This window comes from Algicola sagamiensis DSM 14643 (assembly GCF_000374485.1).
Lineage (GTDB): Bacteria > Pseudomonadota > Gammaproteobacteria > Enterobacterales > Alteromonadaceae > Algicola > Algicola sagamiensis.
The window spans coordinates 1-17329 of the sequence record NZ_KB894502.1; the positions used below are offsets into that span (position 1 = coordinate 1).

General features: G+C 42.4%; 17 protein-coding genes. 2 read left to right on the forward strand and 15 right to left on the reverse strand.

Features of this window, described 5'->3' with window-relative positions; all coding sequences use genetic code 11:
- Window positions 1-922 precede the first annotated feature (922 nt).
- Both C505_RS0115575 and C505_RS22630 read right to left on the reverse strand, forming a co-directional pair.
- Entirely contained in the window at window positions 923-1195 is a 273-nt protein-coding gene (locus C505_RS0115575; protein WP_018693562.1) for an HU family DNA-binding protein, read from the reverse strand.
- A 163-nt stretch (window positions 1196-1358) separates the two neighbouring features.
- Window positions 1359-2075: a cellulase family glycosylhydrolase gene (locus C505_RS22630; RefSeq protein ID WP_083938364.1), complete on the reverse strand. Its 717-nt coding sequence runs from the start codon at window positions 2073-2075 to the stop codon at window positions 1359-1361.
- A 316-nt stretch (window positions 2076-2391) separates the two neighbouring features.
- On the opposite strand from C505_RS22630, the gene C505_RS0115585 reads away from it, so the two are divergent.
- Together C505_RS0115585 and C505_RS0115590 are read left to right on the forward strand one after the other, a co-directional pair.
- A complete protein-coding gene (locus tag C505_RS0115585; RefSeq protein WP_018693564.1) occupies window positions 2392-2820 on the forward strand; it encodes a type III secretion system chaperone in 429 nt (142 codons plus the stop codon).
- A gap of 14 nt (window positions 2821-2834) precedes the next feature.
- On the forward strand, window positions 2835-4364 hold the full coding sequence (locus tag C505_RS0115590) for a hypothetical protein (protein ID WP_018693565.1): 1530 nt from the start codon (window positions 2835-2837) through the stop codon (window positions 4362-4364).
- A 454-nt stretch (window positions 4365-4818) separates the two neighbouring features.
- Here the strand turns inward: C505_RS0115590 and C505_RS0115600 are convergent, their stop codons facing one another.
- From C505_RS0115600 to C505_RS0115660, 13 genes are all read right to left on the reverse strand, one after another.
- Window positions 4819-5277: a hypothetical protein gene (locus C505_RS0115600; protein WP_018693567.1), complete on the reverse strand. Its 459-nt coding sequence runs from the start codon at window positions 5275-5277 to the stop codon at window positions 4819-4821.
- A gap of 400 nt (window positions 5278-5677) precedes the next feature.
- On the reverse strand, window positions 5678-6298 hold the full coding sequence (locus C505_RS0115605; protein ID WP_018693568.1) for a response regulator: 621 nt from the start codon (window positions 6296-6298) through the stop codon (window positions 5678-5680).
- Window positions 6292-7236, reverse strand: coding sequence for a sensor histidine kinase (locus C505_RS0115610; RefSeq protein ID WP_083938365.1), 945 nt, complete (start codon window positions 7234-7236; stop codon window positions 6292-6294). Before C505_RS0115610 ends, C505_RS0115605 begins: the two co-directional genes overlap by 7 nt.
- Before the next feature lie 8 nt (window positions 7237-7244).
- On the reverse strand, window positions 7245-7877 hold the full coding sequence (locus C505_RS0115615) for a hypothetical protein (protein WP_018693570.1): 633 nt from the start codon (window positions 7875-7877) through the stop codon (window positions 7245-7247).
- Window positions 7878-7883: 6 nt separating this feature from the next.
- A complete protein-coding gene (locus C505_RS0115620; RefSeq protein ID WP_018693571.1) occupies window positions 7884-9359 on the reverse strand; it encodes a transporter substrate-binding domain-containing protein in 1476 nt (491 codons plus the stop codon).
- 136 nt (window positions 9360-9495) lie between these two features.
- A complete protein-coding gene (locus C505_RS0115625) occupies window positions 9496-10722 on the reverse strand; it encodes an EAL and HDOD domain-containing protein (protein WP_018693572.1) in 1227 nt (408 codons plus the stop codon).
- A gap of 125 nt (window positions 10723-10847) precedes the next feature.
- Window positions 10848-11633: a substrate-binding periplasmic protein gene (locus tag C505_RS0115630; RefSeq protein WP_157369110.1), complete on the reverse strand. Its 786-nt coding sequence runs from the start codon at window positions 11631-11633 to the stop codon at window positions 10848-10850.
- Window positions 11634-11786: 153 nt separating this feature from the next.
- Complete coding sequence (locus tag C505_RS22635; protein WP_018693574.1) at window positions 11787-12743, reverse strand: 5-oxoprolinase subunit C family protein; 957 nt, start codon at window positions 12741-12743, stop codon at window positions 11787-11789.
- Window positions 12744-12889: 146 nt separating this feature from the next.
- The gene (locus C505_RS0115640; RefSeq protein ID WP_018693575.1) at window positions 12890-14452 is read right to left on the reverse strand and encodes a SulP family inorganic anion transporter; all 1563 of its coding nucleotides are present in this window, start codon (window positions 14450-14452) and stop codon (window positions 12890-12892) included.
- 361 nt (window positions 14453-14813) lie between these two features.
- Window positions 14814-15014, reverse strand: a complete 201-nt coding sequence (locus tag C505_RS0115645; RefSeq protein WP_018693576.1) for a CPXCG motif-containing cysteine-rich protein — start codon at window positions 15012-15014, stop codon at window positions 14814-14816.
- 33 nt (window positions 15015-15047) lie between these two features.
- Complete coding sequence (locus tag C505_RS0115650; RefSeq protein ID WP_018693577.1) at window positions 15048-15770, reverse strand: pteridine reductase; 723 nt, start codon at window positions 15768-15770, stop codon at window positions 15048-15050.
- On the reverse strand, window positions 15767-16429 hold the full coding sequence (hxpB, locus tag C505_RS0115655; RefSeq protein WP_018693578.1) for a hexitol phosphatase HxpB: 663 nt from the start codon (window positions 16427-16429) through the stop codon (window positions 15767-15769). The genes C505_RS0115650 and hxpB overlap by 4 nt, the downstream gene beginning before the upstream one ends.
- A gap of 14 nt (window positions 16430-16443) precedes the next feature.
- Window positions 16444-17304: a fructosamine kinase family protein gene (locus C505_RS0115660; protein WP_018693579.1), complete on the reverse strand. Its 861-nt coding sequence runs from the start codon at window positions 17302-17304 to the stop codon at window positions 16444-16446.
- Window positions 17305-17329 lie beyond the last annotated feature (25 nt).

Consider the following 17329-nt stretch of genomic DNA (forward strand, 5'->3'; position numbering starts at 1 on the left):
TTTATCAGCAGCCCCCTTCAGGGCTGCTTTCCTCTCCCAAAACCCCAAAATAATCAACAAATTACACCCCGCCTTAGTCCGCATGGTTCAAGGGCTGCACTGACAACGGCACCTTGGGGAGCGCCCGATTTTAAAGGCTTTCGCTGATTTATCATACCCTTATTTCATTTCCCAAAATGTCCCAAAATCACCGTTTGGACCGTGAATGCGTCCAAAAAATCTGCACGTAGACCCCCTTTTTAGGGTGAAACTGCACGTGTTCTGCACGTGAGATTTTTTGTGAATTTTTTATTTCCCTGTATTGGGTATTAGAAAAAGTATGGTGTCTTTTGATTCAGGGCTGATTGGGGTTTTAGAGAAAACTTGTACTTTTGAAATACCCTTGTTTCCATACCCCATCCATGAGCGGGGGACGTTCGGGGGACATTTTTTCTCATAACTTTTCACGGAAAATGATTTTATCTAGTAAAAACAGCTAGATAATAAAAACACGAAAAAATGGCGCACACCCTTATTTTTGTATAAATATATTTACAAAATCAGGGGTAACTTTGAGAATTATCATCACTTCATTTCAAATAAAATCGCAAAGCCTATAAAAAATAAATGAAATTATTATCCTGGATAATCTGTGAATTTGTGTTCTCACGCCTATTTTTTGTTAAATAAATTAACAATTGAAGGTCATTTTCTCTCGATTTTCTCGCAGATTTACCCCAAAAATCGCGATTTTCTAACATTTTTAGATCATATTAAAAGGCGGAAAAATCGTGATTTTGGTGTTTTGGGAGGTGGGGTAAGATATTGATAAAGTTGACGAAACCCAGTGTTTTTGGGCGCTCCCCAAGGTGCCGTTGTCAGTGCAGCCCTTGAACCATGCGGTTCAGAGTTCCTACTGAGAGAAGTAATAAATACACCTCACCTATTCACAAGCACTTTCTAACGACTTCCCAGCCGAAAAGCTTGGCACTTTAGCCGCTGCGATTTTCATTGATTCACCTGTCTGCGGATTACGTCCCAGGCGTTCCTTTCTCTCATTCACTTTGAATGTACCAAAACCAACGAGTGAAACTTGATCACCTTCTTCAAGTGCTGAGCTGATGGATTCAAGAATGCCGTTAAGTGCTTTGCTTGCTGTTGTTTTTGGAATGTCTGCTTCGTGGGCAATTTTATCGATGAGTTCTGATTTGTTCATTTGCGGTGTCCTTGTTTTTCTTTAGGGTAATAAATATAGAACACCTTGGGCACTGAGGGAGTAGACGGTGTGTCCCTAGATTTGGAGTGTGTACCAAACTGTGTACCAAATTTTTTCTTGAATATGATATGCTGATATAAGTTACTGAAAATATATTGTTTATTTAACTTATTTTGGGTTTAATGAATATATACATAATATTGTCGTATGGTATCGGGAGAGACAGGATGTCTTGAAGACTTTGCCCATCAGACAACCCAAAAGTAGACCAACCGTGTGTTCCGACCAAAATAGGTGCTTTTTTATCATATTGTCGTATCCAAGGGATCATTTCATTGGCATAACGATAGATTGCTTGCCATGTAACTCCATTTGGTTCATTCGCAATATCATAAAGCAAGTTATTCCGGTGGGCGTTTGCTTGTACGATATCTTTAAAAAAGCGTTTCGCAAGCGATAGGTTGAAGTTTGGATCGCCTGGTGTGAGTTGGTGCCAGTCGATTAAAACGTAAAGCCCACGTTGTGAAACAGCGTTTATCAGCCACTGGACTTGCTGAGTAAACCCTTCAGGATCACTCTCATAGCCCCCTTCCTGAACATAAAGTGAGAGCCGAACGATGTCAACTTCCCAATCTTCAGCCAATACATCCAATGATTTTGCTGTCAGGCACTTGCCCCATCCATACCATTGCAAACCATGTGTGCTCATGCCAACGAGTTGGATGGGTTTATTCTCATGGTTACATAGGTGTGTACCACACACGCTGAGTTGTTTGTGTGTTGCAACCGGTGTATTTGGAGCCTTTAACACCGATGCGTAACACAATGTAATTGGCAGAAATACGAATAGAAACATCAAGAGTAAGGTGATGTGATACATGCTTGTCTCCGGAGATTAAGTTCTTTCGTAGTCTATGCGCCTGAATTAGATTAGAAAAACTATAGGTTTCGATTTGCTATTGTTCATTGATGAGATAAGGGGATTAAAAAATAAGAAAAAAGTTTTGTTCAATAACAACTAAAACCGATTTAGGGTTACATATAGAATATGAATCTAGTTCTTTTTCGCTAATTACAATTATCTGTTGAACAGAGAGTTGTGCGATTTTATTTAGCAATGTAAGTAGCCTGCATCTTGAACAGCGCAGTATTTTTAAGCTGCTAGAAAGTTGCATTACAAATTGGACAAAATAAAGATGAATGAAACCTATCTAAACCTTCTTCAAGACCTTGCTCAATACACAGGGCTCGATGCTCAAGCATTTTCTGAGGTAGAAGAGCTTTTCATTGATGATGTCTGCGTTAGTTTTCATGAACAAGATGGGGATCTGGTCCTTTGTGCCATGCTTGGTCAGCCAACACAGGAAAAACTGGAACCGATCTATCGTGTATTACTCGAAGCGAATCATTTTGGTATTGGTACAGGTGGTTGTACTTTGGGGATACAACAGGAGACGGGAAATATTACATTGACCAGTCGTCATGATATTGAACCACTTTCAGGTGAAATCTTGGCGACGATGCTGGACAGCTTTATTGATGTTGCCAGCTTCTGGATAGGGTTCCTACAAGGTGAAGAAGAAAATCAAACAGATGTGGGATTTAACCCACTTCTACAATGTTAAGTTGAGGTGTCGTGATGACAAACTTATCTGTAAATTCCAGTGCATCAGTTCTCTCATTACAAACGGATACGGCGGCACCGCTATCCGGTAAGAAGGCAAAGCAAGGTGATGCTCAATCTGCGAAACTTGGTGTTGGTGGCCTAGCAGAGCGCCAAATTCGAGTTGGTGATGGAGAACAAAAACAGCAGGTGAATTCTCGATTGGATCAAGCAAAATCATTTTTTAAAACAACTATAAAAGTACTTGCTGGTGTGACCTTATCTCCTTTAGCTTTAGCCGCTGGTACTGGGCTGATGTTGACCCGTGCGATTTGTCAGATCCCAAGGGCAATCAATGAGAAAATTCTTGAACCCAATTCGGATAAGCGGTTTGAATTGGCCAATATGAAAATTGACCATCTTCGCCAACCAATGGAGGGCTCAGTTTTATCTGATGCAGTATTGGATAAGCTAAATGATCATGCAAAAGCGATGGGCACAAAACTGACGCCAGAGCAAATCCGTAGTTTTGCAGCTGCTGGTGAGCACATTGCAAACGCTTTACAGAGTCTGCCAGCCGGTCAATGTCAAGGAACGATATCTGTCCCAGTCAAGGGATCTGTTGTGACTGAAGATGGGGTTCAAACCTCTAACCAAGCAATTGAGGTCTCTGTTCCAAGTGGGATCTTCTCAACGCGTGCATTGAGCTGGTATATGATGGCTTGTGCTGCAAATCAGGATGTTCAACGTGAAAACGCAGGACAGTCAGCAAAAATCAATGGCTTGAATGTCACAGATATGGTTCAGAATGGTTCTTTTGTGATGAAAGATCCGCAGAACAAAATATTTGATTTCATGAAATCTGCGCCAACAGCAGCGTCTCGGATGTCAACGCACTTTGAAGAGCGTGTTGATCATCAGGAAAAGCATAAAATTATTGGCTTGCTCCCTTCCAGCAAAGCGAGTCAGCAAGGCATTGAAGATTATCGAAGTCTGTTACCAGGGAAAGGTGCAAATATCCTGTTTGATAAGCTAAAAGGCGCAGATGGTACTCAGGAGTTGTTCGTCAAATTTGAAGGTGGTGGTTGTCCGCCATATTTCAAGAAAGAGCCACATGAAAGTGTTGGAAATGGCATTGCGAAATTCTTTGTGGCGGTGGATAGAAATATTCACCATGTGACGAGCTTTTTAACCAGTCGTTTTGATACAAAGGCAGGAACAGAAGTCACGAAGCGTCAGGAGCATGTTTATAAAGGGACAATGAAACAGGATGTGGACAAGCCATTTGCAGACTTGGTTAAAAAATCGATTGATGCTGGTGTCATTGATGCGGATGCAAAAGGGATAGCGAAGAGTGTGCATAAGTTTGGTTTACCTTATCTCACTGCTGCATTGGCTGTAATCAAACGTGCTGCAGATGAAAATCACGATCAAACACTGCAAAAGCAGTGCGAAGATGTGCAAAAACAAATTGATGATGTAAACGAAAAGCTCGGTGCTGTCAGCAAGGACTTTGGCATTGAAAGACGAGGTGCAGAAGCACACATCAATCTTTTCCAGTCCTGATGGAAATTAGTGAATGGTGGTCAGTTCATGTAGCTGACTACCATTCAATACCGAAGTGAAAAGTCCAGCGGGTTATCTATACTCGCTGGGCTTTTTCCATACCCACTGAGATTCGAATGGATACAGCCAAAGAAGGGCATAGTAATACAAAAATATGGGCCAGAATGAGTACAAGAATAAACCGTGCTATCCACCCTCACTCGTTCCAATTCCCTTCATCCGCAGTTTTGTAGGTCAAAAAAGTAGTTGCCATAAAATCAAGGATAAAGATGATGCTTCTGTCATAAAAAATGCATCACCAAAAAACACACGAGCACAGATTAAAAGGTTTCAGATGAATCAGGAAAGGGCAACAAGCCTGTACCCACCGATAATTGAACTTCGATTAGAGCAAGTTTGAGCTTTATTTAGGGTGTGTATGTCGTCAATATGTCGTGCGTTTATTCAGTACAGTTTAATGGACTTCACCATCCAAAGCTTTTCTCACTTTTTCTGTCCAGTACATATCATCTGGGCTGATAATGAGCGGCTGGGTTCCTTGTAAATGACACTCTTCTGCCACACAAGGTTGATCATCAATGAGTAAGTCTATCCCGAATAGCGCAGGTGCTTTGCTAAAGCGCTGATGTTTCGTTCCTTGAACTTCTTCATCATGACGTGTTTGATTAATCACACCATCGACATGAACACCCCAGCAACGAAGCCAGTTTTCTATATAAAAGGGAGTGCGTAGCGATGTGGTATAAATCCACAGCTCATGGTCTTGTTGGATGTCTTTTAAAAGCTGTTCTGAGCCGTTTCTCAGTTTGTCTTTCAGAAAAAAATGCAATGGAAAAGGCAGTGAAGCACAGCCAATTGCAAAAGGCTTTGTCGTTGGGATAAGGGTGTCGTCAAGGTCAAATGCGACTTTCATTGATTTCATCCTGCCTAGGAGCGATTTTTGCTCGAAATTTTGAGTAAGACATGATTAATTTTAACATAGCTCTTAGGGGATGTCGGAGTGTAGAAAAGAAAACTGTGCTTAATCAATAGGGGTATGGGGGAGATTAAGCACAGTGATAAATGAAGGGGCTGAATAATACCAAGCGCTTACTTGGGGTCTCGTTTGCGCTTCAATCAACCCCCACATATTCTCCATTTGGGTATACAGCTCAACTACCGTGACATGGAGGTGGGCAGGAGAGTTTTACTTCTCGATCAGTAACATAAAGGTCTACTGTGTACGGCACTGCTTTTTACCGTGGACCTATTATGCGTAATCTATGCAAAAGAATCGCTCGATTATTCCTAGTATTTTTTGTCAGGTGATCACCTTATTTCTCAACAAGTCCATGACTGAAAGCATATTTGACAAGGTCGACAACATGATGAATATTCAGCTTTTTCATGGCACGAAAACGATGTGTATCGACGGTTTTTACGCTGATAAATAGTTTCTTGGCAATTTCTTTATTGGTCAACCCTTCGGCAATGAGCTGAACAATCTGTTTTTCTCTATGCGTCAGTGGAGACTGTGGCTCAGAGCTTGACAATGCGAGCTGAGAAGCAACTTTTTGGCTGATAAATGTTTTATGCTCAGACACTTCTTTTACGGCATGGATCAGCTCAGAAAAGGCATCATCTTTAAGTAGATAACCATGGCTACCAGCTTGCAAAGCCCGCTTTGCTGTGCGGACATCATCATCCATGGTGACCATGACGATTTTTGTTTTGATTTGTTTTTGTTGCACCATTTCACAGATCCGGATCCCATCAATACAAGGCATCGAAATATCAAGGATTGCAACGTCCGGAGTATGAGTTTTGATCATATCGAGGGCTGTTTCACCATTATCCGCTTGTCCAATGACATGGAAGTCTGACTGTGATTGGATCAACGAAACAAGACCTTCGCGAAAAAGTTGATGATCATCAGCGATAAATAAATCTAACATGGTAAGGGGATCTCCACACGAATTGTTGAACCGATGGTAGGCTGGCTTGTAAATGAAAATTCTCCACCAAGAAGTGCTGCACGTTCTTTCATCGTAAACATACCCAAACCTTGGACTTCCTTAAGCCGATATTCTTCTATTCCTTCTCCATTGTCGCGGATTGTCATTAACAGCCGCTGGCCGCAATGGGAGAGAGAAATGTAGATTTCGCTTGATTTGGCATGCTTAGAACAGTTGTTCAACGCTTCTTGATAAATACGAAACAGATGCTCTTCGACATTATCTGGGAGGATACAAGGGAGTTGAATTGTACATTGAATAGACATGCCGGAAATCGACTCGAAGTAGTGGTTGTATTCCATCAGCATGTCTGTAAGGGGTAACCCTTCACAGAAGGCAGGGCGAAGTCCTTTTGTCATTGCACGTAAATCATCAACGGTATTTGCGATATGACCGATGACAGGTTGCAAATTAACTTGTTTGATGACTTGAAGTTGTTGTAACTCTAATTTAATGCAAAGTAATGATGGTCCAATACCATCATGGAGCTCACGAGCTAGACGTTTCCGCTCATCTTCATAGGCGAGTAGTAATTTTCTTGATAACTCTCTACGTGCATGCTCTGCGACTTTTCTTTCTTCGATTTCCGTAATGAGTTTTTGGTTTGTTTTCTCAAGTGCGAGTGTGCGCTCATTGACGAGTTTTTCAAGTTGGTTCTGATACTGCTTTAGTTTTTGTTCAATTTTAACTCTGTTTGCAATCTCGAGGATCAGTTGATCACGCTTTACGACAGACTGTCTCAGGTAGGCCAATGTTTGATTGAATGCATCGGCTAGATGTTTGACTTCGCCTTGTATTTTACAATCCATATGCTCATCAAACTTCTGAGTTTTAATAATATTTTTGAGCTTCAGTGCCATATCCTGAATAGGCTGCATTTGCTGGTTTACATGAAGTCCAAAAAAACAAGGAGGAGGAGCAGTGTGCAAACGAAAAACGCAATGTCACTCTTTTGCCAGGACAAATGCCAAAGGTAGGAAGGTGTGTATTGGCGGTAGGCCATCAAAACATACCGATGATCCATGACTGGACGAAAAGGTTTTGCAAGGAATCGATCACTAGGGGAAAGGGGAAGCAGTGAGAAAGCATAGTGGTTTTGCTGGATGGAAGTGATCTTCAGTGTGCGATTTACTAAAAGCCGAGTGACGAATTGTTCATTGAGTGGTTTCAGCAGATTTTTGAGAATGGCATGATCGCGATTCGACAAATCAAGGAGTATCTCACCTTTTTCATTTAAAATGACAAAATGTGTATCTGGATATAAGTTTGATTTTGACTGGAATAATTGTTGAAGCTTATCGATGTCACCCGAAACATTCGAGAAATACTTGCTCAGTGATTGGACATGGGTTTCCATCAAGATAGACTCTCGCAGGAAGAGAAGCTCTCTATTTAAAGTTTCTTTTAAATAGCCGTCCTCAACAGATTGAATATGGCGTTGATGAATGGATGAAATGAGCAGGACAGCCAGAGTGACTGCAAAAAGTAAAACGATCTGAAAACGGACATTGATGCTCATCAGATACTAGACCTCTGCAGGATGGATCACTTGAACACTGCTGTTATCATGTGAATTCAATTTGGCTTCCATACGTTGCAACAGTTGATCGGCTGACTCTCTATGGTCAAGGATTTCGATGACAAATGTCGCGGTCAGTTGAAGATCAAAGACAAATTGATGGGAATCGAAAACATTTCGGATCAGCTCAGCCAATACAACAGAATGAAAAGACTCGATATGCGGTTGCAATATTAAAAACCGATTATCAGACCAGCGACCCAGTAAAGATTTTTCGTCTAGTTGTTCAGCAATTAACGTGGCGCACTCTTTGAGAAACAGTTCGCGATGGGATGGAATGATATGATAGCAATTATCTCTAAACTGTTTGATTTCAAATAATATAATCGAGCTTTCTTTTTGACTGTCACGGCACTCCATGAGTAATGTTTGCAGCTCAAGAAATATTGCATGACTATTGAGTAAGTCTGTAATCGGATCCTGCCTGCGGATCATCGCCATTTTATGTGTAAAGTCTTCGGTTTTCTGGTTGAGTTCGCTTTGAAGTTGGCGAGTGCGGACAACATAACCCGCAGAGCCTAAAGCCAGTACACACAGCAGAAATATAGATACGCCATATTTCCAGGGAAACGGCGTTGTTGGTGTCATGCTAGGGATACCTTCCATCCATTGTTGATAGAGCGTTCTTTTCTCAGATTCAGGAATACTATCGAGTGCTTTATCAAGAATTGAAAGCAGCTCAGGGTGGTCCTGGCGGACACCAATTGATAAAGAAAAATGCTCTTCCCATGTATTGTTGATCTTGAGCGATAACAGCGCGTTTTCTTGGATTGCATGGTTGAGGACTAGCTCATGGTCTATGTATCCATCGACTTTTTTCGCCGAGACTTTTTGTAATCCTTCTAGAATAGAATCTACATAAACCAATTGAATATCAGGGTAATTCTTTGCAAGTAGCTCAGAAATTGCATACCCGCGCACGACAGCAAAAATTCGGCTTGGTTCATCATTAATCCCTTGTATGGTTGGGGTGTCAATATGTGTCACGATCACATTGGCCAGGGAGTAATACGGTTGAGTGAAGTTGAGATAAGTGGAACGGTTTTCGGTTTTCATTGCTGCAACAAGAATATCGCAGGATTGATCTTTGATCTTTTGAATACTCTCCAGCCATGATGATGTTGGCACCAACTCAAAAGTTAATGGCAGTCGATGATTGATCAGTTGGATGATTTGAGCGACAAAGCCTCGGTGCTGTTGTTGCTTATCCATCCACTCAACTGGTTTCCAATCTGGATCGATACAATAGTGAACCACTTTTTTCTGCTGAAAGTAGATGATCTCGGAAGCTGAAAACAAATGAGAAGCATGGTTTGCACTGGTCAGGCTTGTATGTGCCTTTACGCCAAGAGAGAAACTGAAAGTCAGCCAGACAAAGGCGAACCGTGTGAAAGGCCGCCCCGTATTCTTGTGTGCATGCATGCGATTTCCTGGTACCTGACAGCGAACGGTCCAATGCTAACGGTTATTACAGTTAAGAGTCATTGCTATGATATGGTTTCATGTAGAACACATAACCCGGTGATAATTCACGATTTTTATGGATTAGTCAAGTATTTTAACCTTCCGACATGGCGCTTTCATATGCTTTACTCCAACACATCGAATCATTCAGGCATTGGATGATATGTGCTGGGTCGATATTGTACTGATTGACGATGGTTTCAACTTCATCCCAATTGCCTTGAAGAAAAGCTTCGCTGGCATCAAGACAACTGGCAAGCTTTCCATGATGGTCGACAAGTGCATCCTTGATGCCTTCATCAAGAGGAAGACTGTCCATGATAGTTTTCATTGGACGATCTAAAATGGCATCGATCGTTGAAAACAACCCCATGAGGAAAGCAGCGTCAGATTCTTTACGGAGTCCTATGGCTTTTGCCATGTGCTCACAAAAACGAGCACGAACAATCGTCGTTTTGATGAGTTCTGGGGGTTTATTGGGATTGAGTTGTGCGGTAACAATGAGGCAAACAAATTTACGGATCTGGTTTTCACCAAGGAATACAATAGCTTGCTTAATTGAAGAGATTTCTTCTGAATGCTGAAACAGACTGGAGTTTACAAAGCGAAGCAGTTTATATGTGAGGCCAACATCATTCAGGAAAAACTCTTCTACTTTTTTATAACTAAATTCTGGTTTCATGACCTCAGCATAAATTGACATTAAAAAATGTTCCGAAGTCTCAATATCTTTGCCTTCCAAAATTTCTGGTTTACAGAAGAAGTAGCCCTGAAAATAGTCAAATTCTAACGTTTTACCTTGTCTAAATTCTTCATATGTCTCTACCTTTTCCGCCAGCATTTTGATTTTATATTTACGAAATAACGGAAGCAGTGGTGCGACATCTTTGTAAGGGGTTTCCATAATATCAACTTTGATGAGCTTGACGAGTGGTAGAAACCTCTCCCAACGATCGTCATATACAAAGTCATCTAGCGCAAGGTGAAATCCTTTATGAAATAGTGTTCTAATTAACGAATAAGATTCGTGATTTGGCTCAATTGTTTCGAGGAGTTCAATAATGATGTTTTTATATGGAACCATGTGTACCAAGTGTTCACGCAAAGTTTCAATCGGGAAGTTAATTAAGCCTGGCTTATTGTCAGTGATTTCTTCCAATCCAACACTGAGGTAGCTGTTCACGAGCAGTTTTGCTGTGGCAATATCTGGCGGAACATGGGCAGGAAAACGGTTTTCTTTACCTTCTCGGAAGAGAAGCTCATATGCAATCACTTGTCTGCGACGATTAAAAATTGGTTGGCGAGCCGTATAAACCTGCATAAGTGTATCCTAACTTGGAATTATTTGCTCAGTTCAATGGTTTAACATGCTTAAGAATAGCTACTTCTGGTACAAATGAAGACTCTCATCCAGAATACTACAGATGAGAGCTTCTTAGAGAGTGTCTATTTTTTCTCGTATTTTCCTGAAATGAGGTTCATTTCATACTCTTCAAGTTTGCCTGATTCTTTGAGCTTCTTCAGACCTGTATTGAATGTTGCCAACATTTTCTCAGCTGATTTATTCGCTTTGGAAAAAAGAAGATGACCAGAAGATTCTACGAGAGGCTTTGGCAAAAAAGTCACGAGGTGCGCAACGTTTTGACCGAAGCTCTTATTGAGTAGACTAAAACCAGCAACAGAACCAATGGGAAATAAATCAATACGCCCAGATACCATTTTCTTAAAGTTTGTTTCATCTTTTGCGACAGCCGTGATACTTAGCGTTCTGTTTTTTTGGGCTTCCCAAAATTCTGGTGTATAAGTGTATCCAATGGTTGCCCCAATTTTCTTTCCTTTAAAATCAGAGAGCTGTTTCCAGTTAGGCATTTGATTTGTTTTTAGGTGAAAGAACACGGTTTTCTCTGACATCACTGGATCACTGTAGTAAAAGTCCTTTTTACGCTCTTCAGTGACGAACCAAAATGATGTTGCATCAAATTTTCCACTTTTTGCATCTTCGTAAGCTCTTTTCCAGGGTAAAAACTTAAATGTGACTTGAACACCTTCGTGTTGAAATGCTTCTTTAATCACATGACTAACATAACCATTTTCAATAAATGATTTGGAGACCCAAGGAGAGTATTCTCCCGTGGAAATAGTAATTGATTTTTTTGCGAACACTTGTTGAGGAAGGAAGAAGATGCTTAAAGAAAGAAACCATAATTTCATGAAATGTGATCGTTTTTTCATTGCTAGTCCCCGCCGAATAATGCCATAGAGCTAGGTTGCATGTGATTTAAATGAACGTCTTGGGAATTCATTCTGGTCATATTGCATGAATATAAACCAGATGGATAAACCTGACTTAGTACAAAGTATGTACGATTTTAGTGTTTTTGCTTATTATGGTTCTTTTTTCTGGAGAGGGAACTCTGCCTTTGCATATTGAGAAAAGATGGATTGCGCATCTTGAAGAGAAATTTGAGTAAATCGAACTTTTGTATTGGGATGACATTGCGCGAGTCTATCGGCATCCATGGGGAGCAAGCTGCCTATCTTCGGGTAGCCACCAACTGTTTGTCGATCACGAAGAAGAATAATCGGTGAACCATTTTCTGGAATTTGCACAGCCCCATAGCAGTTCCCTTCCGAATACCCCCCAGAAACTTGATGGGAAAGTCCCTCCGCGCTGAGTCGAACAGCCATGCGATCACTCCAAGCAGTGACCCGAAATTGCGTTTGAAAAAACTGCTGGATCCATAAACGATTGAACAGGTTAAACTGGTCCCCTGGAATGAATCGGAGCACTGGTGCGAACTGATATTGTGGTTGAAAACGTTGTAGAAGGCACTGAGCTGTGTATTGGGTCTGTGGTCGGCAGGATAAAAAGTCGTTGGCTTGAATGGATTGCGCTGATGGATGAAAACCACCGAGTTGGATCCGTGGAGAAGTCGATCGGCTATTGAGTACTTGAGGGGTTTGCCAACCCCCTTGAACAGCAATGTAGGCCCATTGACCTTGGCGACCACCTTTGGTCGTCAAGATGTCACCATGTTTTACCTGAATCGTTTGCCAGGGCTGAACGGGCTGATCATTGAGATGAAAACCAATGTCTGCACCAGCAAGCGCAATGTTGAGGTCTGATGTGGCCTGGGCACGAAACCCGAAACCTGCAAGCTCTAGAACGGCAGTGTCCACATCATTATGTAAGAGTTGATTGGCGATTGAAAATGCACGGTGATCCATCGGTCCACCAGGGCAAATACCAAGGTGCTGCCAGCCAAAGCGGCCAATATCTTGAATTGTACTTACGGTGCCTGGTTGGAGCACTTTAAAGCCGAATTGGAGTTTTGTCATCATCACCTTTTTTCATCACTATCTGGGTATGGCGAAGCAACCAAGCCTAACAAGAAATGACGGATATAAAAAGGGGACGCATAAAGCATCCCCATAAGGTGACCTAAAAATAGCCGCCAGCAGCGACATTGATGAAAGATCAACAGACCTCAAGCAAGCCTATCATCCGCAACATGGTAAGTTGGGTCCTCTAATTTGTTTGACTCGACTAACCCTTTTGCTTTGATGAGCAATTCTTTACACTCAGGGCTAAGATGCCTGAGGTGAAGGACTTTATTCTCTGATGTATAACGCTCTGCAAGCGTATCAATCGCCTCAATCCCACTATGGTCGAATACACGAGAGTTTTTAAACTCGACGATCACGTCTGGACTGTCATTTTTGACATCAAACTGGTCTAAGAAATCAGTAATTGCACCGAAGAAAAGCGGGCCATTCACTTCATAGACTGTCCAGCCGTCAGCGTTTGTTTTTCGAGATACTTGAATATGCTTGGCATGCTCCCAGGCAAAAACCAATGCAGAGACAATGACACCGACGACAACCGCAATCGCTAGATCGGTAAATACAGTCACGGCAGAAACAAGTATGAGAACGAATGCGTCCGCCTTTGGGATCTTTTTAATGATGCGGAAGCTTGACCATTCGAAGGTTGCAATCACAACCATAAACATGACACCGACCAATGCTGCTAATGGAATTGCTTCGATGAGTGTTGAAGCAAACAAAATGAAGATAAGCAGAGCGACGGCTGCTGTGATCCCAGAAAGACGTGTTCGACCACCGGAACGAATATTGATCATCGACTGACCAATCATGGCACAACCACCCATACCACTGAAAAACCCAGTCACAACATTCGCAACACCTTGTCCAACACACTCTTTATTACTTTGACCACGTGTCTGCGTAATTTCGTCAATTAAGCTGAGGGTTAAGAGAGACTCAATCAGACCAATTGCAGCAAGAATGACGGCGTATGGAAGAATAATTTGGAATGTTTCGAGATTAAACGGCACCATTGGAATATGGAAACTTGGTAAACCACCACCGATCTTTGCAACATCGCCGACAGTTTTTGTATCAAGCCCAAGGCCAATCACGATGAACGAGACAGCGACGATTGCTGCAAGAGATGAAGGAATCGCTTTGGTCAGCTTTGGCAATGCGAAAATAATACCCATCGTCAAAAAGACGAGGCCAAGCATCAGCAACAATTGATCTTGTGGCATCCAGGCAACATCAATGACGCTGCCTTCAAGGAATGTTCCTTGTGCCCAACCTGCTTGATCTTTCACGCCAAACTGCCCTAATTGCGCAAGGAAGATCACGATAGCCAAACCATTCACGAAACCAAGCATGACAGGGTGGGGAACCATTCGAATAAATTTTCCGAGTTTGAATACACCAGCAAGGACCTGAAGTATCCCCATCAGGACAACGGTCGCGAACAGGTATTCGACACCATGCTCAACAACAAGACTCACCATTACTACCGCAAGTGCACCTGTTGCGCCAGATATCATACCCGGACGTCCACCGATCAGTGATGTGATCAAGCCAACAAAGAATGCAGCATATAACCCAACGAGAGGATCAACATGCGCGACGAATGCAAATGCAACGGCTTCTGGAACCAGGGCAAGTGCAACAGTTAACCCTGAGAGGGTATCATTTTTATATGGGATCAGTTTTTCTACCAGTGAAGCCATGGGCCTTTGTGTTCCTCTACGTCATCGGAGCTAGAAGTGAATCGTTTGCGAACCTTACAATACGACTTTAGAGCATCACGAGATGTTGTGAATACTCCTTAGTATAGATTCGGTATGGGGATCCGCTTGATCAGGGCTGTTTTGTATTTGAAGGTGCTTTTGGTGACCGTTCCACCAACCCTGGCGTTTAAACCGGCGAAATTCTATCGGTTTCAAAGGATTTGTCAATGGCTATTCTCGACAGAGAAAGCCACTGACCCTGTGTCAGGAGGACACCCTAGGATGAATGTTGAAGACGCAGAAATGAGGGGCTATCGATATTTCATCAGTCACCGTGTGAATAGGTGAAATATCGACAGCCCTAGAATATCTGTTCGTCGTCCCCGTCAATAAATATCTGAATTGTCTGGTGAAGCTCGTCAATATGTAACACAACATGATTGGTGTTACAGCAAATTGGACAATCTTCAAAGTAATTTTGGTCGCCACAGGTTGTATCGAACATCATATGAATTGCGTGCCCACAGTGAGGGCAAGTCACGCGTTTCTCAAATACATCCATTCTGACTTCCTCCAATCAAGGAGAAGGCACTTCTTATAAGCTGCGCCCCCCATCAACGGCAATAATCTGGCCGGTAATATAAGGTGCCTGGTTTACCAAAAATTGCACTGTGTGCACAATATCGTCTGTGGATCCCAGCCGATGCATCGGTATCTCAGCAAGGATAAACTCTTTTTGTGCTTGATCGAGTTCCTTCTCTGGCCACAGAATTGCACCCGGTGCAATGCCATTTACTCTAATTTTAGGCGCAAACTCTTTCGCAAGCGACTTTGTGAGCATCGCTAGGCCAGCTTTTGAAGTGCAATAAATGCTGTGCTCTGCCAAAGGAGAATTCGCATGGATATCTATCATATTGATAATACATCCATTGTGTTTTTCCAATAACGATTGAAGACTCGTGCTCAGTTGATAGGGCGCTTTGAGATTCACATCCACAAGTTGATGCCATGCTTCACTCTCAAATGATGTTGTTTGATTTGGGTAGAATGTCGATGCATTATTGACTAACACATCAAGGCGATCCACACGGAGTTTTACTTCTTCGCAGAGGCGTTGAAGTGCGCCTTCATCACTCAAATCACCTTGGAGCAGATGAACACTGTTTGGGCGTTGCTCCTCCAAACTTTGAGCGAGCTGTTTCGCTGTTTTTTCTGAAGTTGAATAATGCAGAAGGATAAAAAAACCTGCTTCATGCAGTGACTCTGCAATCGCCCGGCCAATGCGTTTGGCTCCGCCAGTAATCAGGGCTACTTTCATTTCAGCTCCAAATGTGATGTTGTGAGTTCTGTTAAATTGTTGAGTTTAATATCTGCAAGTGCATATCGAGGATCGTCTTGATGCGCTACTTCTGGCACGACCAAGCATGTCATTTGAGCTGCTTTTGCTGCGGTCATGCCAACAATCGAGTCTTCTATGGCAAGACAGCAGGTGGGATCAACTTGCAACGCTTGTGCTACATTCAGATAAACTTGTGGGTGTGGCTTTCCATAAGGGAGAAACTCTGCGCTACATGTAGCATGAAAGAGAGATGCTAATTCGAATTTCTCAAGCACAGTTTCCATGAGTTGAACAGGCGAAGAGGTTGCTAGGCCGATTTTCAACTGGTGGGATAGGGCAAGAACAATCGCCGCCCGAAGCCCTGGGAGTAATTGACCTTGTTCACGGATCATATGGATCACTTGCGCAACGAGTTGTTGTTCGATGAATTCAGGTGAAGTGTGGGTCACCAGATCAGGATCGCAACGCTCAAACCAATACTGGGCAACAGCGTCTGTGCGCCACCCGCGTGTTTGTTGACTGAGTACTGGGGTGATATCCAACCCATATTGAGCGAAAACCTGTGCTTCGGCGAGTTGCCACATGGGTTCAGAGTCAATAATGACCCCATCCATATCAAATATGACGGCTTGTAACATGATTTTTAATACATTTATGACATCAATTGTTTGATGATATTACCTGCTTCATGAACATATTGTCCACGAAAGAGGATTGCGTGATTGAGTAGGTGATACAGGTTATAAATATTTCGTCTCAGTTCATACCCACTGCTTTTTGGAAAAGTTGCGTAATATCCTTGATAAAACTGTGGTGGAAATGGGCCGAATAACTCCGTCATCGCGATATCTGCTTCTGCATCGCCATAATAGCTGGAGGGGTCATAAAATACGGGTTCATTTTCATGAAATCCGATATTGCCACGCCATAGATCACCGTGTAGCAACGAAGGCTTCGGCTTATGGTGTCCTAAATAATGCTTGATCACCCCAATGATCTCTTCAATATCACCAAATGAATGGCCTTTTTCTTCTAAAATTTGCAGCATCCAGCCAATGCGTTGCTCCGCAAAGAAGATACACCATTTCTTGTGCCAGCCATTCGGTTGGAGGTTCGTGCCGATATAGTTTTCTTCATCCAGTCCGAAGCACTCTTGCTCATGAATTGCATGGAGTTCTGCCAGCATTTCTCCGGCTTCGCCCCAGCCAATATCGCTGTGAGGTTCCAATGGAATATATTCCATGACAAGAAATGACTTATCGAGTGTTGTGCCCGTACAGAGGACTTCAGGGACGCGGATGGTATCCGACAACTCCAACTCGTGCAGTGAAAACATCTCCGTTTCAAAAGCCTCAAAAAATGACTTCTGATTGATCTTGATAAACAAAGTCTCATGACGGCTTGAGATAACATAGCTTAAGTTGATATCACCGCCACCAATGGCTTGTTTATCTTCAATCGTAAATGTCGTTCCTAATGCATCGGAAATTTGTTCAGCAACCGCATGCCACATGGTGTCTGTCCTGAATGATTGCCAT